The 24,651-nt window shown below is 74.0% G+C and carries 16 protein-coding genes and 1 tRNA gene; 10 read left to right on the plus strand and 7 right to left on the minus strand.

Features of this window, described 5'->3' with window-relative positions:
- Positions 1–125: 125 nt before the first annotated feature.
- A complete protein-coding gene (locus AB0O19_RS30885) occupies positions 126–722 on the plus strand; it encodes a TetR/AcrR family transcriptional regulator (protein WP_363624282.1) in 597 nt (198 codons plus the stop codon).
- Between the two features lie 251 nt (positions 723–973).
- Complete coding sequence (locus AB0O19_RS30890) at positions 974–1,708, plus strand: alpha/beta hydrolase (protein ID WP_363624284.1); 735 nt, start codon at positions 974–976, stop codon at positions 1,706–1,708.
- A gap of 213 nt (positions 1,709–1,921) precedes the next feature.
- Here the strand turns inward: AB0O19_RS30890 and AB0O19_RS30895 are convergent, their stop codons facing one another.
- On the minus strand, positions 1,922–3,100 hold the full coding sequence (locus AB0O19_RS30895) for an agmatine deiminase family protein (protein ID WP_363624286.1): 1,179 nt from the start codon (positions 3,098–3,100) through the stop codon (positions 1,922–1,924).
- Between the two features lie 55 nt (positions 3,101–3,155).
- Here AB0O19_RS30895 and AB0O19_RS30900 point away from each other — a divergent pair, with 55 nt between their 5' ends.
- Both AB0O19_RS30900 and AB0O19_RS30905 read left to right on the plus strand, forming a co-directional pair.
- On the plus strand, positions 3,156–3,344 hold the full coding sequence (locus AB0O19_RS30900; RefSeq protein ID WP_363624288.1) for a hypothetical protein: 189 nt from the start codon (positions 3,156–3,158) through the stop codon (positions 3,342–3,344).
- A gap of 120 nt (positions 3,345–3,464) precedes the next feature.
- Positions 3,465–4,097, plus strand: a complete 633-nt coding sequence (locus AB0O19_RS30905; RefSeq protein WP_363624289.1) for a cyclase — start codon at positions 3,465–3,467, stop codon at positions 4,095–4,097.
- A gap of 81 nt (positions 4,098–4,178) precedes the next feature.
- Here AB0O19_RS30905 and AB0O19_RS30910 read toward each other — a convergent pair.
- Both AB0O19_RS30910 and AB0O19_RS30915 read right to left on the minus strand, forming a co-directional pair.
- Positions 4,179–4,252, minus strand: a tRNA-Met gene (locus AB0O19_RS30910).
- A 34-nt stretch (positions 4,253–4,286) separates the two neighbouring features.
- Positions 4,287–6,716 carry an MMPL family transporter gene (locus AB0O19_RS30915; protein ID WP_363624291.1) on the minus strand — a complete coding sequence of 810 codons (2,430 nt, stop codon included), beginning with the start codon at positions 6,714–6,716 and terminating at the stop codon, positions 4,287–4,289.
- 303 nt (positions 6,717–7,019) lie between these two features.
- Between AB0O19_RS30915 and AB0O19_RS30920 the strand changes: the two genes are divergently transcribed.
- Together AB0O19_RS30920 and AB0O19_RS30925 are read left to right on the plus strand one after the other, a co-directional pair.
- Positions 7,020–8,264 (plus strand): histidine kinase, encoded by a 1,245-nt coding sequence (locus AB0O19_RS30920; RefSeq protein ID WP_363624293.1) that lies wholly within the window; start codon positions 7,020–7,022, stop codon positions 8,262–8,264.
- Positions 8,261–8,962 carry a response regulator transcription factor gene (locus tag AB0O19_RS30925; protein WP_363624295.1) on the plus strand — a complete coding sequence of 234 codons (702 nt, stop codon included), beginning with the start codon at positions 8,261–8,263 and terminating at the stop codon, positions 8,960–8,962. The genes AB0O19_RS30920 and AB0O19_RS30925 overlap by 4 nt, the downstream gene beginning before the upstream one ends.
- Positions 8,963–9,130: 168 nt before the next feature.
- Here the strand turns inward: AB0O19_RS30925 and AB0O19_RS30930 are convergent, their stop codons facing one another.
- Positions 9,131–10,243, minus strand: a complete 1,113-nt coding sequence (locus AB0O19_RS30930; RefSeq protein WP_363624336.1) for a serine hydrolase domain-containing protein — start codon at positions 10,241–10,243, stop codon at positions 9,131–9,133.
- A 179-nt stretch (positions 10,244–10,422) separates the two neighbouring features.
- Positions 10,423–11,493, minus strand: a complete 1,071-nt coding sequence (locus AB0O19_RS30935; protein WP_363624338.1) for a serine hydrolase domain-containing protein — start codon at positions 11,491–11,493, stop codon at positions 10,423–10,425.
- Between the two features lie 311 nt (positions 11,494–11,804).
- On the opposite strand from AB0O19_RS30935, the gene AB0O19_RS30940 reads away from it, so the two are divergent.
- On the plus strand, positions 11,805–12,146 hold the full coding sequence (locus tag AB0O19_RS30940; RefSeq protein WP_363624297.1) for a hypothetical protein: 342 nt from the start codon (positions 11,805–11,807) through the stop codon (positions 12,144–12,146).
- Positions 12,147–12,269: 123 nt separating this feature from the next.
- On the opposite strand, the gene AB0O19_RS30945 is transcribed toward AB0O19_RS30940, so the two are convergent.
- The gene (locus AB0O19_RS30945) at positions 12,270–12,602 is read right to left on the minus strand and encodes a cupin domain-containing protein (RefSeq protein WP_363624299.1); all 333 of its coding nucleotides are present in this window, start codon (positions 12,600–12,602) and stop codon (positions 12,270–12,272) included.
- Positions 12,603–12,723: 121 nt separating this feature from the next.
- Between AB0O19_RS30945 and AB0O19_RS30950 the strand changes: the two genes are divergently transcribed.
- On the plus strand, positions 12,724–13,815 hold the full coding sequence (locus tag AB0O19_RS30950) for a polyprenyl synthetase family protein (protein ID WP_363624301.1): 1,092 nt from the start codon (positions 12,724–12,726) through the stop codon (positions 13,813–13,815).
- An 89-nt stretch (positions 13,816–13,904) separates the two neighbouring features.
- Here AB0O19_RS30950 and AB0O19_RS30955 read toward each other — a convergent pair whose 3' ends face one another.
- A complete protein-coding gene (locus tag AB0O19_RS30955) occupies positions 13,905–14,888 on the minus strand; it encodes an NADP-dependent oxidoreductase (RefSeq protein ID WP_363624303.1) in 984 nt (327 codons plus the stop codon).
- A 140-nt stretch (positions 14,889–15,028) separates the two neighbouring features.
- Between AB0O19_RS30955 and AB0O19_RS30960 the strand changes: the two genes are divergently transcribed.
- Both AB0O19_RS30960 and AB0O19_RS30965 read left to right on the plus strand, forming a co-directional pair.
- On the plus strand, positions 15,029–15,406 hold the full coding sequence (locus tag AB0O19_RS30960; protein ID WP_363624305.1) for a helix-turn-helix domain-containing protein: 378 nt from the start codon (positions 15,029–15,031) through the stop codon (positions 15,404–15,406).
- Positions 15,407–16,061: 655 nt separating this feature from the next.
- Entirely contained in the window at positions 16,062–24,530 is an 8,469-nt protein-coding gene (locus AB0O19_RS30965) for a type I polyketide synthase (RefSeq protein ID WP_363624307.1), read from the plus strand.
- Positions 24,531–24,651: the final 121 nt, after the last annotated feature.

A 24,651-nucleotide genomic window follows, 5' to 3' on the forward strand; every position in this document is an offset into this window, starting at 1 on the left:
GCTTGCCGTGAGTCCGCCGCGAGCCACGGGCTGGGGCCATCCGCCTGGCCGTACGGGAGTTGGGCCCTAAAACTTTGATCAGGAATTCCTCCGCGCGAGGCCCCGGCCGGGTAGGATGATCGCTCGTGTCGGATCGTCGAACAGAGATACTCGTCGCCGCCACCCGCGTCATCGCGCGGCGTGGTGTGCGCGGGCTGCGCGTGGGCGAACTGGCCGCCGAGGCGGGGGTGTCCACCTCGCTGCTGTACTACCACTTCACCGACCGGGCCGGGCTGCTCCGCAAGACCCTGGAGTTCATCAGCGACCGGGCGGACCGCTACACCGCGGAGGGGGACTCGGCGGGGTACTCGGACGATCCCCGGCGTGATCTCGAACAGGTCCTGCTCCTGGAACTCCAGGACGCCCCGGACGTGCGGGAGAACAGCACGGCCTGGGGGGAGTTGAGGGCCAGCGCGGTCTTCGAGCCCGATCTCCGGGAGGAACTGGCACGGGCCACCCACGCCTGGGTGCACGACGTCGCGGACCTGCTCGGCCGCGCCCGCCCCGAGGCCACGGCGCCGGCCCACACGGCCTCCGCCGAACGCCTCACCGTCCTGATCGAGGGCCTCAGCGCCCGCTGGCTGACCGGTTCGATGCCGCTGGAGCACGCGCGACGCTTGCTCCGGGAGGCGATCGAGGTGGAGTTGGAGGCGCTGCCGGCCGTCGTGCGGTGCCGCTGCTGACCGATCCTCCACCTGCCCGAGGTCCGGGGCAGGCCGCCGCCGGCGCCCGTGCACCCCGCCGTCGCGGAGACTCCGTAAAAACCCGTTTGGCGGACGAGGTGACCGCTGCTATGTTTCCGGAGGCCGTGCGAGAGAACGAGGAGGTGGTACCCGTGAACGCAGTATTCACATGGGTGCTCTCCTCCGGGGTCACGGTCGGGCGATAGGTCGTCCGGGAGCGCCGTATCCGAGCCCTCCCGAAAGGCACGACCATGCACTTCACTTCTGAACAGCGCCTCGACGACGGTGTCCTCGAGCGCGAGTTCACCCTCGGCGAGATCCCCGGCATCCTGTGGACGCCCGGAGCCGCATCCGCACCGGCGCCGCTGATCCTGCTCGGCCACCCTCCCCTCGGACTGCGCAGGATGTACCCGCGACTGGTGGCCCGGGCCCGGCACGCCGCGGCGGACGGCTTCGCCACGGCGACCATCGAGCTCCCCGGAAGCGGCGACCGGCCTCGTTGGCCCGCCGTGGAGCAGGCCCGCGCCGACCTGCGCCGGGCGCTGGAGGCCGGCGAGCCGGTCGGCGACGAGATCGTCGACGCCCTCATCCTCCCGCTGGTCGACAAGGCGGTCCCGGAATGGCGGGCCGCCCTGGACGCCCTCCTCGCGCTGCCCGAGATCGGCGGCCCGGTCGCGTACTCGGGGGGAGTGATCTCCATCGGGATCCGGCTGGCGGTGGTCGAGCCGCGCATCTCGGCCGCCGTTCTGTTCGCCGGCAGTTTCGTGCCTCGCTCCATGTTCGAGGAGGCCCGGCAGGTCACCATTCCGCTGCATGTCCTGCTGCAGTGGGACGACGAGGGGAACGACCGGCAGGCGGCCCTGGACCTGTTCGACGCCTTCGGCTCGAAGGAGAAGTCCCTGCACGCCAACATGGGCGGGCACACCGGCGTCCCGCAGTTCGCCGGGGACGCCGCGGCCCAGTTCTTCACCCGACACCTGAGGTGAGGCCGGGCCGTCGGACCGGCGGCAGACGATAGCTGATGCCGACTGCCTGCCACTCGCCGAGGGCAGGCCCCGGCCGTCCACAGCTCTCTGCACCGTGGGCCCCTGCTGAACTCTCGGCAGGGGCCCGTGCTGCCTGAAGTCATCAGCGGTTCGATTTCTGTGGAGCGTTCGAGGAGACCGCACGCCCCGGCGGGTGTCAGACGGACCGGGCGTTCACCCGACGGCCGGGATGTCGTGGGTGGCGCAGTGGATGCCGCCACCTCCGGCGGCGATGTTGTCGATCTTGACGGGGACGATCTCGCGGTCGGGGAAGTGCTGCTTGAGGATCTGCTGGGCGCGGTCGTCGGCGCGGTCGTCGCCGAACTTCGGGAGGTAGACGCCCTTGGAGCCGACGTAGAAGTTCGTGTAGGAGGAGACGAAGGCGTCGCCGCGGCCGGTGATCCTGTCGGGGTCGGGCTGCTGGAGCTCGATGACGTCGAGCTTCCTGCCGCGGGCGTCGACGGCGTCCTTGAAGACGCCGCGGGCCTGGTCGGCGGAGCGGGACCAGACGTCGGCGGGTGAACCGGGGAAGGCCTGGTCGAGCAGGACGACTCCGGGGGCGGCGAAGCGGGTGAGGCAGTCGACGTGGGCGTCGGTGATGTCCTTGCCCCTGACGCCGGCCAGCCAGATCACGGTGGTGACGCCGAGGGCCTTCTTGAGCTCGGCCTCGACCTGGTCGCGGGACATGCCGGGGTTGCGGTTGCCGTTGACGACGGAGCTCTCGGTGACCAGCAGGGTGCCCTGGCCGTCGGTCTCGAAGGAGCCGCCCTCGGCGACCAGTTTCGTCTCGATGCGTTCGACGCCGTACTTGGCCAGGACGGTGCGGGCGATCTTGCCGTCGTTGGCGTGCTGCTGCTTGTCGCCCCAGCCGTTGAAGTTGAAGTCGACGCCCTTGACCTTGCCGCCCTCCTCGACGAACACCGGCAGGGTGTCGCGGGCCCACAGGTCGTCGACGGCGATGGGGACGACCTCGACCGCGGAGCCGCACGCGCTCTGCGCGGCGTCCTTCTGCTCGGGGCGGGCCATCAGGACGACCGGTTCGCGGGCGGCGATGGCCCGGGCCAGGCCGGCGATGTCCTTCCGGACGTCGGGGAGCTGGTCGCCCCAGACGCTCTCCGAGGCGGGCCAGGACATCACGGTGCGGACGTGCTTCTCCCATTCGGCGCCGAAGCGGCGCGCACCGGGAGCCGCCGAGGACCCGGACGGCTGCGGGGCCCCGGACGGCTGCGGGCCCTGCGTGGCGTCCTCGACGGGTTCGTCGAGGTCCGAACAGGCGGTCAGGCCGAGGGCGAGGACGCCCGCGCCGCCGAGGGAGCGCAGGATGGTGCGGCGGGACAGATCAGGGTAGGGCACGGGGATTCTCCGGTCAGGGGTAGCGCCGACTGCGAGCTCGCCGTCAACACTTTCATTGACTGAAAAGTCAGTCAAGCCCGAGGCCGGCCGTCCGCTGATGACGGGCGCCGCCAGCGTCGCGAACGCGAGGCCGCCGCGGACCAGTCATGAGGGCCGAGCGCGGCGCGGCCGGAGAATGGCCGGAAAGTGCCGCAACTGCCTTGCGCAGCAGGATTGTTGGAGGTCCCTGACGCGCCCATGCTGAATTCGCCCGGCCTGCGCCGGGCCGCCGGGTGGGCGGGCGGCTCAGGTACCCCACGCCCCGACGCTCGCGCGCCCCACCCTCACCCCCCACCTCAGGCTTCGCGGGAGAACCCTCATGGGAATGACCTCTGCTCTGCGACGTGCCTCGGTCGTGTTCGCCGGCGGCGTGGCCGCGGTCGGGCTGTTCGCGCCGACCGCCGCGGCCGCGGACACCCCGGTCGTCCTGGCCTGCCAGGCGACCCCGCCGATCGGGTCGGCACAGACCTTCAACCTCAACGCCGGTGTCAACGCCGCCGCGCCCGCCACCGTCACGGCCGGCAGCCAGTTCACCGTCACCCTGGCCCCCGACGCGCTCACCGTGCCCACCACGGTGGGTGGTTACAGCATCCAGTCGATCAGCAACATCGTGCTCACCGTGCCGGTCCCCGCGAACGCCACGCTGACCGGCGAGTCGCTGACCGGCGGCTCCGGCTACTCGGGCAGCGCGAGCGTCGCGGTGAACAACGGCAACGTCGTGCTCACGGTGAACGGGTCGGTCGGCGGCGGCGGCACCTTCACGCTCCCCGCGCTGACCCTGAACCTGGCCGCCGGGGCCTCCGGCAGCGTCATCAGCACCTCGGTGGCCGGTACGAGCTACGCGGACCCGGGGCTGACCTTCACGGCGACCGTGCCCGTCTCGTTCTTCACCGTCGACGTGCCCACCGCCTGCTACCCGGCCACCGCACAGGCGCTCAGCACCACGACGGTGAGCTGACCGGGGGCTCGCGCCGAAGGCGACCGAGGGAGAACAGCACCGGGGCCGGCGCACAGTGTGCGCCGGCCCCGGTGTCGGAAGTAGCGGGGACAGGATTTGAACCTGCGACCTCTGGGTTATGAGCCCAGCGAGCTACCGAGCTGCTCCACCCCGCGTCGGTAGTACCGACCGTACGGCACCGGCCGGCGATCACCTAATCGGACAGGGCGGCCAAGTGCAGGGGCGCCGGCCGCTGCACCCGGCCGCCCGATGTCCGAGCCTGCCGCTTCCTACGGGTGACGGCCGCTCCGGGACCAGGAGGGGGCTGCGCCCTGTTCCTCCTGCGGCGCGTACGGCTGGGGGGTACGGCTGGGGGTACGGGTAGGTGTGGTGATCCGGCGGCGTGGGCGACTGCAACCAGGGCTGGGACTGCGGCGACTGCGGCGCCTCTGCGCGGGGGTGCCCGGGGGCGGTGCGGGCGGTCGTACGGCCTGGACGCAGGGGCCACCACACGCTGCGGCCGAGGAGCGCGGCCAGGGCGGGCACCAGGACGACGGACAGCAGGAACGCGGAGAGCAGGATGCCGAGCGCGGTCGCGAAGCCGATCTGCTGGGTCGAGGGCTGCGGGGTCACGGCGAGGCTGGCGAAGGAGCCGGCCAGGACCAGGCCCGCCGTCGCGATGGCCGGGGCGGTGTGCCGGAGGGCGCGCGCGACCGCGGCCCGGGGCGGCCCGGGGTGTTCCATCTCCTCCCGGATCCGGTCACTGATCAGGATGTTGTAGTCGGTGCCGAGCGCGACCACGAACAGGAACAGGACCAGCGGCAGCGTGAAGTTGACGCCCGGCTTGCCCATCGCGTGCTGGAACAGCAGGGCGGCCGCGCCGAGGGTGGCCGCGAAGCCGAGGCCGACGGAGAGCATCAGGACGACCGGTGCGAGCAGGCTGCGCAGCAGCAGGAGGAGGATGACCCCGATCAGTGCCGCCGCGACCGGGAAGACCAGCCGCAGGTCGCGGTCGACGGCGGTGGAGACGTCGGCGAAGACGGCGGGGGTACCGCCGACGTGTGCGCTCAGGCCAGCCGGTGTGCTCTGCGCGACGGCGGCGCGGATCGGTCCGGAGACCAGGTCACGGGCCTGCTGGGACTGCGAGTCCGCGGTGAGGAACAGGTCGATTCTGGCGGCCTGCCGGTCCTCGCTCAGGACCGGCTTGGCGACCTGGCCGACGCCGGTGACCCGGGTGAGGCCCTGGGCGAGGCCGTCCAACGCGCCGGGGGAGAGCGCGCCGGGGGAGAGCGGGCCGGCGTCCTTGGCCTCGACGTAGACACTGGTCGGGTCCGCCACGCCGGCGGGCAGGACGCGGGAGATCTCGGCGGCGGTGGTCTGGGAGGCGGTCCGCGGTCCGCCGCCCAGACCGTAGTCCATCCTGATCCCGGCGAGCCCGCCGGCCAGGGCGCCCAGGAGGGCGAGCGAGGCGAGGACCATGACCACGGGCCGGCGGGCCACCAGGTCGGCGAAGCGGGCGGTGGCGCCGTCGCGGGGCACGGTCTTGAGGGCGCGTGAGGGCCAGAACAGTGCGCGTCCGCAGGCCGCGAGCACGGCGGGCATCAGGGTGAGGCTGGCCAGCAGCATGACCAGGACCGAGACCGCGACGGCCGGGCCGAGCACCCGGAACTGCCCGAAGCTGGCGACCCCGAGGGTGGCGAAGGCGGCGACGATGGTCAGCGCGGCCGAGGTGACCGCGGTGCCGACCTTGTGGCCGACCTCGGCGGCGGTGGCGCGGTGGTGGCGCTCGGGGTGGGCCCGCAGCTGCTCGCGGAAGCGGAACATCAGGAACAGGAAGTAGTCGATGCCGATGCCCAGCAGCACCACGCCGATCAGGCCCGGCACGGACGGGTCGAGCTTTACGCCGGTGAGCAGCGCGGTGCCCACGACCGCGCCGCCGGCCACGCCGCTGACGAGGGCCACCGCGATCAGCGGCAGCAGCGCGGCCAGGGCGCTGCGGAACACGAGGATGTGGAGCAGGATGATCAGGCCGACGGCGCAGGCGGACGCGACGGTCGCGAGGGTCTTGCCGTCGTCGGCGGAGTCGACCTGGTCGGCGAGGGCGCCGGTGAAGCCGGTCCGCAGTCCCTGGGCGGCGAACTCCGCCCGGGTGCCGTCCCGGAACGCCCGGTAGGTGTTCTCCAGGCCCGGATCGGCGGGGTTTCCGGTGAGGTTGGCGGAGAGCAGCTCGAAGGTCCCGTCCGGCGCGGTCATGGCCGGGTCGACCTGGGGGACCTGCGAGTAGTCCCGCTGAAGGGGCGCGGCGTCCTTGGGCGTGGGCATGGTGACCTTGAGGCGGCTCAGCCGCTTCGCCCCGTCGCCGATCTGCTGCCGGTCCGCGGCGGTCAGCGCCCCGCCGTCGGCCCGCGCGACCAGGACGGTCACCGGGTTGGCGTCGGGCTTCGTCCCGAAGTGGTCCTGGGCGATCTTCATGGCGGCGGCCGAGTCGTAGCTCTTCGGCAGGAAGTCGGCCGTCTGCGTCTGGGTCACCCGGTAGATCAATGTCTGGCTCAGGACGGTCAGGAGTATTCCCAGGACCGCCCATACGGCGATCACCTTCCACGGATTCCTGGTGGAGAATCCGGTCAGGGCGCGGATCACGATGTCCTCCGGCGGTGGTGCTGTCGCCGGGGATTTCCGGCACGTCTCCAGACCATCACGGCGTACCGGGCGTTCTCGTCCGAGCGCGGGAGGAGAACGCCGTCAGGACCTGAGCCCGCCACCAGGCCCGGACCAGGACCAGGGGCCTGGTCCGGGATCGGTCCCGGGTGCCGGCCCGGGGCCGGGGGCCACAGGGAGAATGGACCGCAGGCCCCCCCCAGGGCTCCGCGGGAACGGCTCACGGCTCGCGGCTCACGGACGACGGCACCCGGCCGACCGGCCACGGAAAGGACCACCACCAGCATGTCGACGCACCACCGGCCGCTGCTGCTGCCGCAGCCGCAGCCGCAGCAGCCGCCGCCGAGAGCCGACGGTCTGCCCTGGACGGCCAGTGACGCGCTGGTGGCCGTCGGGGCTGCCGCCCTGGACCTCCTCGGCTACTCGATCGGCGGCCCGGACGGAAGCCAGCCGATCGCCCTGACGGCGCTGGTCCTGCTCGTACTGGCGGCCATGCCGCTGCTCACCAGGCGCCGCTACCCGCTGGCGTCGCTGACGGCTGTGCTGGCCCTCGGCCTGGCCCTGAACCTGAGCGGGCCGGTGCCGCAACACTTCAACTGCACGCTCTGCATCGCGCTGTTCGCGGTCGCCCGCTCGCGCGGCCTCGTGGTGGCGGTGACGGCCGCCCTCGCGGCGGCCGCCGTACCGCTGCTGGGCCGGGGGCATCCGCTGCCGCCTCCGCTCTCGGGAGTGGTGGCCAACGTGCTCGCCGCGGCGCTGGTCATTGTCGCGGCCGAGGCGCTGAAGCGCTGGCAGCACGAGGTGGAGGTCAGGCGCAGGCTGCTGGCCGACCGCGCGGTCGCGCAGGAACGGCGCCGCATCGCACGGGAGTTGCACGACATCGTCGCCCACCACATCACCACCATGCAGCTGATGGCCGGCGGTGCCAGAGCGAACCTCGGGGGTGACATCGAGGTGGTGCGCGACGCCCTGGTCACGCTGGAGGGCTCCGGGCGGATGGCGCTGCGCGAGATGCGCCAACTGCTCGACGTGCTCCGGGCCGGCGACGAGCCGGAGGAGTCGCCGTCCGAGCCGCAGCCCGGTGTCGGGCACCTCGGTCGGCTCGTCGAGGAGTCCCGCAGGGCCGGCCTTCCCACCGAGTTCGCCGTCCTGGGGGAGGAGCGCCCGCTGTCGCCGAGCACCGGCCTGGCGGTGTTCCGGATCGTCCAGGAGTCCCTCACCAACACCCGCAAGCACGCCGGCCGGGCCCAGGCGCGGGTCCGGCTGACGTACCACCCGGACCGGATCACCGTCGAGGTGTCCGACAACGGCACCGCCGCGCCGGCCGACACCCTGGTGGGCGCCCTGGCGGGAGCGGGCGGTGCGGCCGGACCGAGGGCGGGCCGCACCGGGTACGGTCTGATCGGCATGCGCGAACGTGTCGCGCTGCAGGGCGGCAGCATGGTGGCCGGCGCCGTGGACGGTGGTGGCTTCCGGGTGATGGCCAGCCTGCCGGTGGCGCCGGCCGACGGAGAGGAACGGCTCGGATGACGGGAACCCCGGAGCGGATCAGGGTGCTGATCGCCGACGACCAGCCGCTGGTACGACGGGGCCTGGCCCTGATCCTGGCACCCGACCCGGCGTTCGAGGTGGTGGCCGAGGCGGACGACGGCCAGCAGGCGGTCGACCTCGCGCACCGGCACCGGCCCCACGTCGTGGTGATGGACATCCGGATGCCGGTTCTCGACGGCGTCCAGGCGACCGAGCGGCTCACACGGGAACTGCCGGACTGCCGGGTCCTGGCGCTGAGCACCTTCGACATGGACGAGTACGTGGTCGCCGCCCTGCGCGCCGGCGCCTCCGGGTTCCTGCCCAAGGACGTCTCCCCGGAGGAGCTCTCGGCGGCCGTGCGCACCGTGCACACCGGGGAGGCGGCGGTGGCGCCGCGCCTGCTCACCCGGCTGATCTCCACGTACGTCACCGCGCCCCGCCTGCCACCGGCACCGGTGCCGTTGCCGGTGTCCAGCCTGGGTGAACTGACGCCCCGCGAGATCGAGGTGTGGCACCTGCTGGCCACCGGCCTGGACAACGCCGAGATCGCGTCGGCGATGGGCATCAGCGTCTCCACGGTCAAGAACTACATCACCAGCATCTTCGCCAAGCTGAGTGTCCGCGACCGTGCCCAGGCGGTGATCGCGGCCTACGAGTCCGGCCTGGTCGAGGCCCGGCCCGCGAACCCGGCGGGCTGAGGCGGGCCAAGGCGGGCTGAGGCGGGCCGAGCCTGCCCGAGTCGGACTGATCCTGGCAGCGGTACTCCACAGACGGCCTCGCGGCCCCCGCCCACGGGAGCCGCGAGGCCGTCTGTCCGGTGTCCGCCCCCCCCGCGCAGGCAGGGGGCGCCCCGAGGGGTGGGGCGGTCAGCGGCAGAGGGCCGCGTCCAGGGCGTCCGCCATGTGCTGCGCGCCGGCCTCGCCCGGGATGGCGGTGACGGTGATGGCGGCGGCGCGGCCGTCGTCGGTGACCCCGTTGCGGGAGCGGTAGCCCGCGGTGGTCCCGCCGTGGCCCCAGGAGAGGCCGCCGCAGGAGAGCGGCTTGCTCTGCAGGCCCAGCCCGTAGCGGACCCCCGGGCCCAGGAGCTCGGCGGGGACGGTGGTGCGCATCTCGGCGAGCTGCGCCGCGGGCAGGAGCCGGCCGCCGAGGAGCGCGGCGTAGAAGGAGTTGAGGTCGGTGTTGGTGGAGACGATCGCCCCCGCCGCCCAGGCCGCCGAGGAGTCCATCTCGGTGTAGTCGATCGTCCGCGCGTCCGGGGAGCTGCGGTAGTAGCCGTGAGGGTGGGCCTCGTGGATGCCGGTGTCCCCGGGGGTGGGGAAGTAGGTGTGGCGCAGGCCGATGCGGTCGATGACGCGCTTGGTGATCTCCTCGCCGACGGGCCGTCCGGTGACCTTCTGGACGAGGAGTCCGGCGACGATGTAGTTGGTGTTGCTGTACTCCCAGCTGGTACCCGCGGGGAAGCGGGCCTGTTGGGCGAGGGCCGCGTCGAGGAGGTCGCGGGGCTCGAAGTAGCGGTACTGGATCGTGGTGAAGTCCGGGAGTGCGGGGGTTTCCATGTAGTCGGGCAGGCCGCTGGTGTGCTGGAGCAGCTGGCGGACGGTGATGTTGCGTCCGTCGATGCCGTCGCCGCGCAGCAGGCCGGGCAGGTAGGTCTCGACGGGGGAGTCCAGGCCGACCTTTCCCTCGGCGACGAGCTGGAGGACGACGACGGCGGTGAAGGTCTTGGTGTTGCTGCCGGCGCGTATCTGCCCGTCGACGGGGACCTTGGCGCCGGTGGCGAGGTCGCCGACGCCGGCGGTGTAGGTGCGGGTGCGGCCGTCGCGGCCCTTGACCGAGGCCAGTGCGGCGGGCAGGCCGTCGTCCTTCACCAGCGCGTTCAGGCTCGACTGGACGTTGTCCGGCTTGCCGCCCGCGAACGCCGCGGTCGGTGCCAGCACTCCGGCCGCCACGACGCCGGCGGCCACGGCTGCCGCCACCATGTGCCGACCACGGCGGATCCGGCGGGACGGGTTGTGCGGGACGTGCTCGTTCACGGAAGAACTCCTCTACGGGAAAGGGGAATCGGCGGGGTACGCGAGCGCGCGGGTTCCGCGCGCGCCGAGGCGCGCAGAACCCGCGGGTCGTACTGGTGCGGAAGCTCAGGCCGGATCGGGGAGGGTCAGCGGCACAGGGCCGCGTCCACCGCGGCCTCAGCGTGCTGCTCGGCCTCATCACCTGGGATCATGGTCACCGCGATGCTGGTGGCGCGGCCGTCATCGGTGGCGCCCCCGACGGTCCGGTAGCCCGGAATGGTCCCGCCGTGGCCCCAGTACAGGCCACCGCACGACAGCGGCCGGCTCATCAGGCCCAGCCCGTACCGGATGCCCGGGCCCACCCCGTCGGCGGGGACGGTGGTGCGCATCTCGGCGAGCTGGGCCGCCGGGAGGAGGCGACCGCCGAGGAGCGCGGCGAAGAACGAGTTGAGATCGGTGGTGGTGGAGACGACGGCGCCCGCCGCCCAGCCCCAGGACGGGTCCAGTTCGGTGTAGTCGCGGAACGAGCCGTCGGCGTCCCGGTTGTAGCCCTTGGGGTGGGCCTCGCGGATGCCCGTGTCCCCGGGGGTGGGGAAGTAGGTGTGGCGCAGGCCGATGCGGTCGACGATGCGCCGGTTGATCTCCTCGCCGAGCGGCCGCCCGGTGACCTTCTGGATGATCAGGCCGGCCAGCAGGTAGTTGGTGTTGCTGTACTCCCAGCTCGTGCCCGGGGCGAAGTGGGCCTTCTGGGCCAGGGCCGCGTCGAGGAGTTCGCGCGGTTCGTAGTAGCGCATCGGACCGGCGAGGATGGAGCCCTTGTCCACGTACTCGGGCAGGCCGCTGGTGTGCTGGAGCAGCTGGCGGACGGTGATGTTGCGTCCGTCGATGCCGTCGCCGCGCAGCAGGCCGGGCAGGTAGGTCTCGACGGGGGAGTCCAGGCCGACCTTTCCCTCGGCGACGAGCTGGAGGACGACGACGGCGGTGAAGGGCTTGGTGTTGCTGCCGATCCGTATCTGCCCGTCGGCGGGGACCTTGGCTCCGGTGGCGAGGTCGCCGACGCCGGCGGTGTAGGTGCGGGTGCGGCCGTCGCGGCCCTTGACGGCGGCCAGTGCGGCGGGCAGGCCGTCGTCCTTGACCAGCGCGTTCAGGCTCGACTGGACGCTGTCCGGCTTGCCGCCCGCGAACGCCGCGGTCGGTGCCAGCGCTCCGACCGTCATCACGCCGGCGGCCACGGCGGTCACGACCGCCACCGCCCGGTGCCGGCCGCCCCGGCGGGAGCGCGGGAGGCGGCTGTGCGGTGCATGCTCGTTCACGAAGGAACCCCTCTGAGGAATGGCGCCGGTGATTCCCGGCCTTGATCAAGAGGACCATTCAGGGGCAGGGGAGTTCGTCCGTACCCAGGACGAGACCGCACCCGGGAGCCGGCTCCCGGAGCCGCCCCCAGCCAGGACCGTGCTCCCGGCAGTGCTCTTGTCGACCTTCCGGTGGAGCGGCGCTTCGAACCGTGGGGGTGTGTTGTACTGCTGCGGTGAGCGCTGAATACGGGCTTGGCCAGGTCATCGCCAATCGTGAGCTGGCCTTTGCCGCTCCGGACGGGACGCAGAGTCCGGTGCTGCTGGAAATCGGGCTGCCCCGCCGCGACCCGGAGGGGCCGGACTGGTACTGCCCGTACCGGATCACCGGACACCCGGGCGTCGTCGACCGCGTGACGGCGATCTTCGGCGTGGACTCGTTGCAGGCCCTGCAACTCGCCCTGACCCGCCTTCCCGGCGAGTTGAGGGAGTTGAGCGAGTTGAGCGAGTCGAACGACGCCGCCGGGCTGACCTTCCTGGGCGGGACGGACTTGATGCTGGGGGGCGAGGGTTCCTGAGGGCGCAGAGCGGATGAGGCGTGACGGCGGTGACGGGGGCGGCCGCCTCGGACGGGGCGGGTGCCGGACAGGGCGCGTCCGCAGGTGGGCGCGCCCTGTCCGGCCCCTGTCCGGTGTGCTGTTTCAGTCGCGCTTGGCGATGGTGAGGAGCACGGCCGAATCCTCGATCGCTTCGACGCTGTGGCGAGCCTCGGGGATGGGGATCAGGTCACCGGCGCGGCCCTCCCAGCTGGTGTCGCCCTCGACGAGCCGCACGTGTCCGCGCAGTACCAGGAGGGTCGCGTCGCCGGGGTTGTCGTGCTCGGCGAGGCCCGAGCCGGCGGTCAGGGCGAGGACGGTCTGACGCAGTCCGCGCTCGTGGCCGGTGTAGACGGTCGCCGCGCTGCGTCCCGAGGAGGCTGCCGCCGCACGCTCCAGGTGCTCACGGGCCTGTGCGTCCAGAGAAATCGTCTGCATGCTCCCCAGTATCTCGGACCGGAAGGCCGATGGGGCAGCATGGGTGACGGACCACCACCGGGATCCGTGGCACCCCGCGCCTGCGCGGGCGCGCATCCCCGCCCGAACGGAAGACATCTTCGTGACCGATACCGCCGCCGTCCCCTCCGAGCAGATCCGGGCCCGTCTCGCCGGGTACGAGCGCCGGTTCAGCACGCTGTCCGAGCAGTACTTCCAGGACCTGGCCGCCGCCTTCGACGCTCCGTCGTTCAGCCGGTTCACCCCGGACTGCCTGGCCCTGCTGCGGGACCTGTCGCTGCGCGGCGGCAAGCGGATGCGGGTGGCCCTGCTCTTCGAGGCCGCCCGGCTGGTGACCGCCGATCCCGTGGCGGGGCTGGACGACGCCGCGCTGAGCATCGAACTGCTCCAGACCCACGGGCTGGTCCACGACGACATCATCGACGACAGCCCCACCCGCCGGGGCGGGCCCTCCACCTACTACGCCTACCGGGGGCGGTTCCCCGACCGGCCGCAGGCCGCGCTCGGGCTCGCCCTCCTCGCCGGCGACCTCGCACTCGCGCTGTCCCTCCAGGTCCTCCTCGATTCCCGGGCCCCGCTCCCGGTCCGACAGGCCATGGTCGAGGTGCAGACGCGAGCGGCAACGGCCACGTTCGTCGGTCAGATCATCGACCTGGAGCGGGACTTCACCGCGGACCCGGACGAGGAGGTGCTGCACGACGTGGCCGACTACAAGACCGCCCGCTACTCGGTCCTCGCCCCGCTCCAGCTGGGACTGCTCGCCGCAGGCGTCCAGCCCGCCCGCCACGACGGGGAACTGCGCCGCTACGCCCGGCTGGTGGGAATCTGCGGGCAGCTGCGCGACGACTACCTGGACCTCTTCGGCGACGCGGGGACCATGGGCAAGCCCACCGGAACGGACCTCCGGGAGGGACGGCGCAACTACACCGTCCGCGCCGTCCTCGCGGCGGCCACCGACGCCGAGCGGGCCGTGGTGGAGTCCGCACTCGGCGACGGAGCCTGCACCGAGGAGACCGTCGCCGCCATCCGCGACATCGCCCACCGCCACGGCGTCCCGGAGCGGATGCGGGCGGACATGCGGCGCTTCGCGCACGCGGCCGCCACGGAAGCCGCGGCCTGGCGCCCCAGGTGGCGGGAGGAAGCCGTCGCGTTCTTCGAGTACCTGCCGAGGTGGAGCGTCGAGCGAGTCCGGTGAGGTGAGGTGAGGTGAGGTGAGCCCGCGACAGGGAGGGCGGAGGACGGGGGAGGGGCGAGCGGGGAATCCCGTCCGTTCCTGATCGGCGGTCAGTTGGCTCCGGGCCCGACCCCGGTGGTGAGGACGAGCTTGCCGCGGGTGCGGCCCGCCTCGCCGCGGGCATGAGCGGCCCCGGCCTGCTCCAGCGGGAAGGCCCGCTCCACCTCGACGGCGACCTCGCCGGCGTCGATCAGCGCGGCGATCGTCGTCAGCGCGGCGCCGTCCGGCTCGACCAGGAACGGGGTGACCCGCACGCCGGCCGCCTCGGCGGCCGCGGCCAGCTCGGGGGAGACGCCGGCCGGGACGGCGACCAGCAGGCCGCCGGGGCGCAGGACCTTCAGGGAACGGGTGCCGGTCAGGTCGTGGTCGTCGCCCACCAGGTCGATGACGACGTCGATGCCGGCGGTGGCGTCCTCGAAGCGGGTGCTGGTGTAGTCGATCACCTCGTCGGCGCCGAGCTCCTTGAGCCAGGGGTGCCGGGCGGCGCCGGCGGTGGCGACCACGTGGGCGCCCAGGTGGCGGGCGAACTGGACCGCGAAGTGGCCCACCCCGCCGGCGGCTGCGGTGACCAGCACCCGCTGGCCGGCCCGCACCCGGGCCGTGTCGACGACGGCCTGCCAGGCGGTCAGTGCCGCCAGTGGCACGGCGGCGGCGTGCACGTGGTCGAGCGTGGCCGGCTTGCGGGCGAACTGCCGGGCCGGGGCGGTCACGTACTCGGCGTAGGCGTTCGCGGCGCGCGGGAACCACGGCATGCCGTACACCTCGTCACCGGCCTTCAGCGTGGTCACGCCGAAGCCGACCTCCTCGACCACGCCGGACACGTCCCAGCCGAGCGTGAACGGCGGCTCACCCAGCAGGCCGGCCATGCCGGAGCCGCCGCGGGTCTTCCAGTCCACCGGGTTGATCCCGGCCGCGTGCACCCGCACCAACACCTCCGTCGGCAGCGGCACCGGGCGCGTCACCTCGGCGACCCGCAGCGCCTCCGGCCCGCCGAACGTGTCCTGGACCACCGCGCGCATCGTGTCTGCGGACATGCGTCATCTCCCGAAGCATCAGAGTGTGGAAGGCCGTTCAGCGGCCGTTCCACGATGCCGGCGACGCTATCCCCGCAGGTATGGTTACCTTCAAGGACTAGTACTTCCCATCGGGAAGTGTCCTGGTGAGGAGAGTGAGCATGATGACCACCTGCCCCAGCGGCGAGCACTCGCAGCACGACGTCTACGCCGCCCAGTGCCCCTGCCGCATCCTGCTCGACCTGCTCGCCAACAAGTGGGCCGCCCTCGCCATCGGCGCGCTCGAGGACGGTCCCCAGCGGTTCGGCGAACTCCAGCGCCGCCTCCAGGGCGTCAGCCCCAAGGTGCTGACCCAGACCCTGCGCCGCCTGGAGGACTTCGGCATCCTCGACCGCACCGTGTACCCCGTCGTCCCCCTGCACGTCGAATACTCCCTCACCCGCCTCGGCCAGAGCGCCGCGGTGCCGTTGAACGCGCTCCGCTCCTGGGTCGAGGAGAACATCGACCAGGCCTTCCGGCCCGAGCCGGTCGCGGGGTAGCCCGGCAGCGGCCACGACCGGCTGGGCGTGGACGGCGGACCTGGGACGGGTGGCCGGCAGCCACTCCTCCGCCCGCGCGGCGCCCTCGGCGGCGGTAGTTTCGGCGTCCGATTGGACCCGATGTGAGAGCCCGCCACCGTGCGGGGGTTAGCCCATTCGGGTTATGTCGATGATCGTTTCTGTCGTCACCTGATCGGCTCGTGAAAGCGTCGCGCTGACGACGGTCGATCAGAACAAGCCGATCCGGGGCTGGTTCACGCCCTCGGGCAGGTTCTGGCGCCCCGCCAAGCCGGACGCCGCGGGTGCCGTCCTCAAGACGTTCTACCGTGCGACCGCCAAGCGGCGCGCCCGCTACGTCGGCGCGGACATGCTGGTGGAGCTCGTCGCCAACGCCTACTTCGACTTCGCGGACCGGTACCTCCGCGAACTGCCGGAGGACGCCGTCATCGTCCGCGTCCGATTTCATTGACGTCCGACGGCCACTGTCGATCCTCCCCGTCCGGGGCGCTGCTTCGCAGAAGCACCTCAGTTCCTCAGCGGCCGCGAGCGCAGCTGCGGCGAGTCCACACGACTCGGTCTGTGTCCGCGTGCTACTGGGTACGGAGGAGATCGACGGGGGAGCGGGTCGCGAGTGGCGAGAGGTCGGAGCCGGGGCGTGAGTGGTGAACTGCGGTATGACGATCTGGTGCGGCCGCTGCCGGAGTTGCTGAAGAGGCACGCCGAACGGTCGGGGAGCCGGGTCGCGTTCCACGACTTCTCACGTGGTGTCAGCTACGCCGAGTTGGAGCGGCGGACCGGGCGGCTGGCCGGGTCGCTCGCGCGGGCGGGGGTCCGGCGCGGCGATCGGGTGGCGCTCTGCCTGGGCAACTGCGTGGAGCTGGTGGAGGGTTGCCTCGCCGTGCTGCGGGCGGGGGCGGTCGGTGTCCTGCTCAATCCCCGGTCCTCCGACGACGAACTCGACTACTACCTGCGGGACAGCGGCGCCTCGGCCGTCATCACCGACCCCGCGCACCTCACACAGCTCCACCGCCTCGGCGCCGCGTACCGCGGCCTGCACACCGTGCTCACCGGGGCGGGCCCGGTCCCCTCGAACGCCCCCGACGGCACCGTCCTCTTCGAGGCTGCGGCCTCGACCGGGGACGGGCCCGCGGCTCCCGACGACCTGGGGCTCGACGATCCGGCCTGGCTGCTCTACACCTCCGGGACCACCCACCGCCCCAAGGGCGTGCTCTCCACGCAGCGCGGCGCACTGTGGTCGGTGGCGGCCTGCTACGCGCCGGTCTTCGGGCTCTCTCCCGAGGACCGGCTGCTGTGGCCGCTGCCGCTGTTCCACAGCTTCGGGCACTCCCTCGCGATCCTGGGCACCACGGCCGTCGGCGCGAGCACCGCGATCGCCGGCGAACTGCCGACGTCCGGCGAGGTCCTGACACCCGGCGACCTGTGGCGCACGCTGCGCACCCCGAGCGCCGTCCTCGGCGGGCCGTTCACCCTCCTGGCCGGCGTCCCCACGACGTACCACCGGTTGATGGCGTCGGCGAGGGACACCCCGCTCCCCGCGCCGCGGCCCGGGCTGCGGCTCTGCGTCACGGCGGGCGCGCCGTGTCCGCCCGAGCTGCGCGGGGCGGTGGAGGAGACGCTCGGCGCGCCGCTGCTCGACGTCTACGGCAGTACCGAGACCTGCGGCGCGATCGCGGTGACCCGCCCGAAGGGCCCCCGGATCGACGGGTCCTGCGGACTGCCGGTACCCGGCGTCGAGGTCCGGGTCGTCGATCCGGACAGCGGCGCCGACGTCCTCGCGGGCGGCGAGGGCGAGATCTGGGTCAGCGGTCCGAATCTCATGACGGGCTACCACGACCAGCCGGAAGCGACGGCCGCCGCGCTGCGCGAGGGCTGGTACCGGACCGGGGACCTCGGCCGGCACGCCGAACACGGCCACCTCGTCCTCACCGGCCGGGTCAGCGAACTGATCATCCGGGGCGGCGAGAACATCCACCCCACGGAGGTCGAGCACGTCCTGCGGGGCTGTCCCGGGGTGCGGGACGCCGTGGTCCTCGGCCTGCCGCACGCCGTCCTCGGCGAGGTCCCGGTCGCCTTCGTGGTGCCCGGCCCGGAGGGCCTGGACCCGCGGCTGGTGCTCGACGTCTGCCGCTCGCAGCTCGCGGACCACAAGGTCCCCGTCGAGGTCCGCGAGATCGCGGCCGTCCCGCGCACGCCGTCGGGCAAGATCGTCCGCCATGCGGTGCTCAGCGACCCGGTTGCGGCGCCGGCGCCGGCCGGCGGCTCCCTGGACCGCGGGCTGCTGTCGCTGCCCCGGGAGGAGCAGGAACGCGCGCTGTGCGCGAGGGTGTGCGCCGAGACGGCCCGGGTCCGAGGCCGCGCGCCGGAGAGCGGGCTCGACGCGGACGGCTCGTTTGCGGACCGCTCGTTCGTGGACGGCTCGTTCGTGGACAGTTCCTTCGCGGACAGTTCCTTCGCGGACCTCGGGCTGACCTCGCTCGGCGCCATCGAGCTGATCGACCGGCTCGCGGCGTCGACCGGGCTGAGCCTGCCGACGACGCTGGTCTTCGACCACCCCACCCCGGCCGCCGTCGCCCGCCACCTGCACACCGAACTGATCGCCGCCGTACCCGCCGTACCCGCCGTACCCGCGCCCGCCACCGCACCGCGGACCGCCGAGCCGGAGGAGCCGTACGACCGGGACCCGGTGGTGATCGTCGCCATGGCCTGCCGCTACCCCGGCGACGTGGAATCCCCCGAAGGGCTCTGGGAGTTGGTGTCGCAGGGCACGGACGCGATCTCGGACCTGCCGACCGACCGGGGCTGGGACCTGGCCGCCCTCTACGACCCCGACCCGGACCGGATCGGCACCTGCTACACGCGCAGTGGCGGATTCCTGCACAGCGCCGCGGAGTTCGACGCGGGCCTGTTCGGCATCTCGCCGCGCGAGGCGCTCGCCATGGACCCGCAGCAGCGGCTGCTGCTGGAAGTCACCTGGGAGGCGTGGGAGCGGGCCGGGATCGACCCGGCGTCCGTCCGGGACAGCGACACGGGCGTCTTCCTCGGCGTGATGTACGGCGATTACGCCTCCCGCTTCACCGAGCACGAACTGGAGGCCCACCTCGCCCTGGGCTCGGCCGGCAGCGTGGCCTCCGGCCGGCTCTCCTACGTGTTCGGTCTGCGCGGGCCCGCGATCACCGTCGACACGGCGTGCTCGTCCTCGCTGGTCGCCGTGCACCAGGCGGCCCAGGCGCTGCGCTCGGGCGCGTGCTCGCTGGCGCTGGCCGGCGGCGTCACGGTGATGGCGACGCCCAACCCGCTGGTCGCGTTCAGCCGCCAGCGCGCCCTCGCGCCCGACGGCCGGTGCAAGTCGTTCTCGGCGACGGCGGACGGCACCGCCTGGGCCGAGGGCGCCGGGGTGCTGCTGCTGGAGAGGCTGTCCGACGCGCGCCGCAACGGACACCCGGTGCTGGCCGTGGTGCGCGGCAGCGCCGTCAACTCCGACGGCGCGTCCAACGGCCTGACCGCGCCCAACGGCCGCGCCCAGCAGCGCCTGATCCAGCTGGCGCTGGCGGACGCCGGGCTGCGCGCGCACGAGGTGGACGCCGTGGAGGCGCACGGGACGGGCACCGCGCTCGGTGATCCCGTCGAGGCGCGGGCGCTGCTCGCCGGCTACGGCCGGGGCCGGGGGCCGGAGGACCCCCCGCTGTGGCTGGGCAGCGTCAAGTCCAACCTCGGACACACCCAGGCCGCCGCCGGAGTCGCCGGGATCATCAAGATGGCCCAGGCCATGCGGCACGGCGAGTTGCCCAGGACCCTGCACGTGGCAGCTCCCACCCCGCACGTCGACTGGTCCGCGGGCCGGGTCGAGCTGCTGACCGCCGCCCGGCCGTGGCCCGCGCCCGCCGGCCGGCCGCGCCGCGCCGGCGTGTCGGCCTTCGGGATCGGCGGCACCAACGCGCACGTGATCATCGAGGAGCCGGCCGCCGCCGACCGCGCCCCGAGCCAGCAACCCGCGCCGCCGCCGGGGCCGGTGTCGCCAGCGGCAGTGCCGTGGCTGGTCGGCGGGGCCGACGAGGCGGCCCTGCGGGCCCAGGCGCGACGGCTGGCCGACCACGTCGCGGCCCGGCCGGGCCTCTCGCCGGCGGACGTGGGCTTCTCGCTGGCGGTGTCGCGGTCGGCGCTCACGCACCGGGCGATGGTGCCGGCCGGGGACCGCGAGCGCATGCTGGCCGGACTCCGGGCGATCGCCGACGGCACGCCCGCCGACGGCACGTCCGGCAACGGCACGCCCGGCGCCGGGGCGTTGACGCGCCTGGCCGACCCGCGCACCCGTACCGCCTTCCTGTTCACCGGGCAGGGCGCGCAGCGCACGCGGATGGGCGAGGAGCTGCGGGAGGCGTTCCCCGCGTTCGCCGAGGCCTTCGACGAGGTCTGCCACGCGCTGGACGGCGAACTCGACCGGCCGCTGCGCACGGTGATCCGCGCCGAGCCGGACTCGCCGGACGCCCTGCTCGACCGCACGGACTTCACCCAGGCCGCCCTGTTCGCCTACGAGGTGGCGCTCTTCCGGCTGGTGGAGTCCTGGGGCGTGCGGGCCGACTTCCTGGCCGGGCACTCCGTGGGCGAGTTGGCGGCCGCGCACGTCGCCGGAGTGCTGGACCTCGCCGACGCCGTACGCCTGGTCGCGGCGCGCGGGCGGCTGATGCGGGCGCTGCCCGAGGGCGGGGCGATGGTGGCCCTCGACGCGGCGGAGCACGAGGTCCTGCCCGAACTCGCGGACGTGGCCGACCGCGTGGCGATCGCCGCGGTCAACGGACCGCGTGCGGTGGTGCTCTCCGGCGCGCGGGACGCGGTCCTCGCCGTCGCGGCGCGGTTCGAGGCCCGCGGCCGCCGCAGCACGCGGCTCAAGGTCGGCCACGGTTTCCACTCGCCGCTCGTGGACCCGGTGCTCGACGAGTTCCGCCGCGTCGCCGAGACGCTGGAGTTCCGGCCGCCGCGGATCCCGGTGCTCTCCACCGTGACGGGATCTCGGGCGGCGCCCGGAGAACTGGGCTCCGCGGACTACTGGGTGCGGCACGCGCGGCTTCCCGTCCGGTTCGCCGAGGCCGTGGAGTGGCTGGGCGCCAACGGTGTCGGGGGCTTCCTGGAACTCGGCCCGCAGCCCGTGCTCACCGCGTACGCGCAGGAGTGCCCGGCCGTCCAGGACGGCGGCCCGGCCCCGCAGAGCGGCGGCGGCCCGGTGTTCGCCTTCGCGGCCCGCGACGGCGAGCGGGAGCCGGACACGCTGCTGGCGGCCGTGGCCCGGCTCCACGTGCGCGGCGCCGCCGTCGACTGGCCCGCGGTGTTCGCGGAGCGCGGGCTGCGGCGCGGGCTGCGACACGGGCTGCGGCGCGTGGAGCTGCCGACCTACGCCTTCCAGCGCCGGAGGTACTGGCTGGACCCGCAGCGCCCGGCCGGGGCGGGGGCCCGCCCGGGCCCCGGCGAGCATCCGCTGCTCGGCCCGCCGTTCGAGGTGCCGGGCACCGGGCACACGGTGCTCTCCGGCCTGCTGTCGGCGAGTGCCCAGCCGTGGCTCGCCGACCACGTCGTCGGTGGGGCGCCGCTCGTGCCGGGGGCGGCGTTCGTCGAGATGGCCGTGCGCGCGGGCGACGCGGTCGGCTGCGGCACGCTGGAGGAGCTCGTGATGCTGCGGCCGCTGGCCCTGCCCGCCTCGGGGGTGCGGGTCCAGGTCGTGGTGGGGGCGGTGGACGACTCGGGCCGACGGCCCGTCGAGATCCACGCGCGACCGGTGGAGCCCGCCGAGCCCGCCGAGCCCGCCGAGCCCGCCTGGACGCCGCACGCCACCGGCCTGCTCACCCGCACGCCCGAGCCGGGGACGGCACCGGAGGGGTACGGCCTGACGCAGTGGCCGCCGCCCGGGGCCGCGGAGATCGAACCCGCCGGCGCCTACGAGGCCGCGGCGGAGCGCGGTCTGGCCTACGGGCCCGCCTTCCGCGGCGTGCGCGCGCTGTGGCGGCGGGGTGCGGAGGTGTTCGCGGAGGTCCGGTTGCCCGAGCCGTGGACGGCCGAGGCAGGCCGGTACGGCATCCACCCCGTGCTCCTGGACGCCGCCGCGCACGCCTCGATGCTCGCCGTGTCCGCTCAGGGAAGCGGCCCGGATGCGGACGCGGACACGGACGCGGGCGGCGCCCGGGTGCCGTTCCAGTGGAGCGGCGTGTGCCTGCACGCCGCCGAGGCGTCGACGGTCCGGGTGCGGATCGCGCCGGTCGGCGAGGCAGGTGCCGCCTCGGAGGACGGCGCGTTCTCGATCACGCTCACCGACCCGGCGGGCCGCTTGGTGGCTCGCGTCAACTCCCTCTCCACCAGGGAACTTCCGGTCGGGCACCGCGATCTCGGGCAGGACATCGCCCAGCGCGCTCTGCTGCGCCCCGACTGGTTCCCCGTCGCACTGCCCGGCCGGGCACCGCAGTCGGCGGGCTGGACGGTCCTCGGGCCGGACCAGCTGAACCTCGGGGCCTTCGTCCCCCTCGCCGCCGGCCCGTCCTCACCCACGAACGGCCCCTCCTCGCCCACGGCCGACGCGGACGCCACGGCCCCGCCCCGCCACCTGGCGGTCACCGCCGTCGGCTCGGAATCGGAAACGGACCGCGACCCGCTCGCCGACGTCCACCTGCTGACCATGCGGGTGCTCAAGGTCCTCCAGGACTGGCAGGACGATCCGGCCACCGCAGGCTCGCGGCTCGTGGTGGTGACGCGGAACGCCACCGCACGCACGCCGGACCTGGCGGGAGCCGCGGTCTGGGGGCTGGTGCGCACCGCGCAGTCGGAGCTGCCGGGGTGCGTGGTCCTGATCGACGTGGACGAGGATCCCGCCTCCCTGCGCCTGCTGCCCGCGGCGGCCGCCAGCGGCGAGCCCCAACTCTCCCTGCGCGCCGGGCGGGCGACGGTGCCACGGCTGGTCGCCGCCCAGGCGGCGGCCCACCTGCCCGAGCCCTGGCCGGCCGAGAGCGCCCCGCCCCGCCGCTCCGGCGCCTTCGACCCGGACGGCACGGTGCTGATCACCGGCGGCACCGGAGCGCTGGGCGCGGACCTGGCCGGGCACCTGGTCGACGCGTACGGGGTCCGCCACCTGCTGCTGACCGGGCGGCGCGGCCCGCACGCACCGGGCGCCGACGCCCTGCGCGCGAGTCTGTCGGAGCGGGGCGCGCAGATCAGGATCGTCGCGTGTGACGTGGCCGACCGGGCCCGGCTCGCCGAGCTGATCGAGCAGTGCGACCCCCCGCTGACCGCCGTCGTGCACGCCGCCGGGGTCCTCGACGACGGAGCACTGGCCGCGCTGTCCCCCGAGCGGCTGGCGGCGGTCCTGCGGCCGAAGGCGGACGCGGCCTGGCACCTGCACGAGTTGACCCGCGACCGGAGCCTGTCGGCCTTCGTCCTGTTCTCCTCGGTCTCGGGCGTGCTGGGCCGGGCGGGCCAGGGCAACTACGCCGCGGCGAACTCGTTCCTGGACGCGCTCGCCCAGCACCGGGCCGCCGCCGGTCTGCCCGCCGTCTCGCTGGCGTGGGGCTTGTGGGGCCACGACGCGGGCATGGCAGCCCAGTTGACCGAGGGAGTGGGGCACCCGAGGCCCGACGACGTGGTCCGGGCGTTCACCCCCGCCCAAGGACTGGCCCTGTTCGACGCGGCACTGCGGACGGGAGCCCCCGTACTCGCGCCGGTCCTGCTGGACCGGGCCGCGCTGCGCGCCGCCGCAGGGCAACTACCGCCCCCGCTGCGCGACCTGGCGCGCCACGGCCGGCCCGCCGCCGAGGCGCAGAGCGGCGCGACCGAACCTCCCCCGGGCGCCCGGGAGGGCTCGGAGCCCGGAGCGTGGCGCACGCTGCTGGCCGGGCTGCCCGCCGAGGAGCGCGGGGCCGCGCTCACGGAACTGCTGCGCGGCGACGTGGCCGCGGTACTCGGCTACTCCGGCGCGCAGGACCTCCCCGCCGGCAGGACCCTGGCCGAGCTCGGCTTCGACTCCCTGACGGCCGTCCAGTTCCGCAGCCGGCTGAGCACGGCCCTGCGCCTGCGGCTGCCCGCGGCCGTCGTGTTCGAGCACCCGGCGATCGAGGACCTCGCCCGTCACGTACTCGACCTGCTCGACGACCTGCTCGACGACCTGCCCGATGGCCTGCTCAAGGACCTGCCCGACGGCACACCGCGTGAGCGGCCCGGCAGCCGGCCCGCACCGCCCACCGGCCGCCCCGCGCAGACGCTCGCGGCGCTGTACCGCGCTCTCTGCGAGCAGGGCCGACCGGCGGCCGCGATGCACCTGGTGGTCGCGGCGTCCTCGGCCGCCGCGACGTTCGGCGCCGACGACGCCGCGGAGCACGCCGTGCCGCCGCTGCGCCGGGCCCGGGGCCGCGCCGGTTCCCCGGTCGTGGCCTTCTTCCCCGACCACCGCCCGTTCCCCGCCCTCCCGGGCGGCGGGTTCGCGGCCCTGCACGCCTGCTTCGACGGCGAGTTGGAGGTCCTGGAGTTCCCGCACCCGGGCATCGGCGCGGGGCACGCCGTTCCGGCCGACCGGGAGACACTCGCCCGCCTCCACGCCGAGACGGTCCTGCGGCACGCCGGCAACCGGCCCGTCGTCCTGGTCGGTGCTTCCGCCGGGGGCGCCGTCGCGCACGCCGTGACCCGACGTCTCGAACTCGGGGGATCCGCTCCCCTGGGACAGGTGCTGATCGACACGTATCTCGTCCACCAGGGCAACCACTCCACGGACTGGCTGACCGCCCTGGCCGCCCCGCCGGCCCCGTGCCTCGGCGCGGACGGGTCCACCGGCGACGAGGACGCCGCCGTCGCGGCCATGGGCGCCTACACCGGGCTCTTCCTGGACTGGCGCCCGGAGCCCGTGGACACCCCGACCCTCCTCGTCGGCGCCGCGCGGCCGACCCCGCTGATGGCGGCGCGCGCGGACGGCGACTCCTGGCGCACGACCTGGCCGCTGCCGCACGAGCGCGTCGAGGTGCCCGGCGACCACCTCTCCCTGGCGCGGGAGGACGCCGCCACCACGGCGGCCGCGATCCGCGCCTGGATCGACTCCCTCGCCCACCCCGGCGCCCCGTCGGCGCCCACCACCCAGTAGAGGCAGTCAGGGCCGTCCTCGCGCCGTCCCTTCTCCAATGCCACGCGCGCCAGCTGAAGTTGGTGGCCGGTCTCCCAACCCCGGCAAAGTCAGTGGCATTGGGACTAGCCCCGGTCGCAGT

This window comes from Kitasatospora sp. NPDC091276 (assembly GCF_040684355.1).
Lineage (GTDB): Bacteria > Actinomycetota > Actinomycetes > Streptomycetales > Streptomycetaceae > Kitasatospora.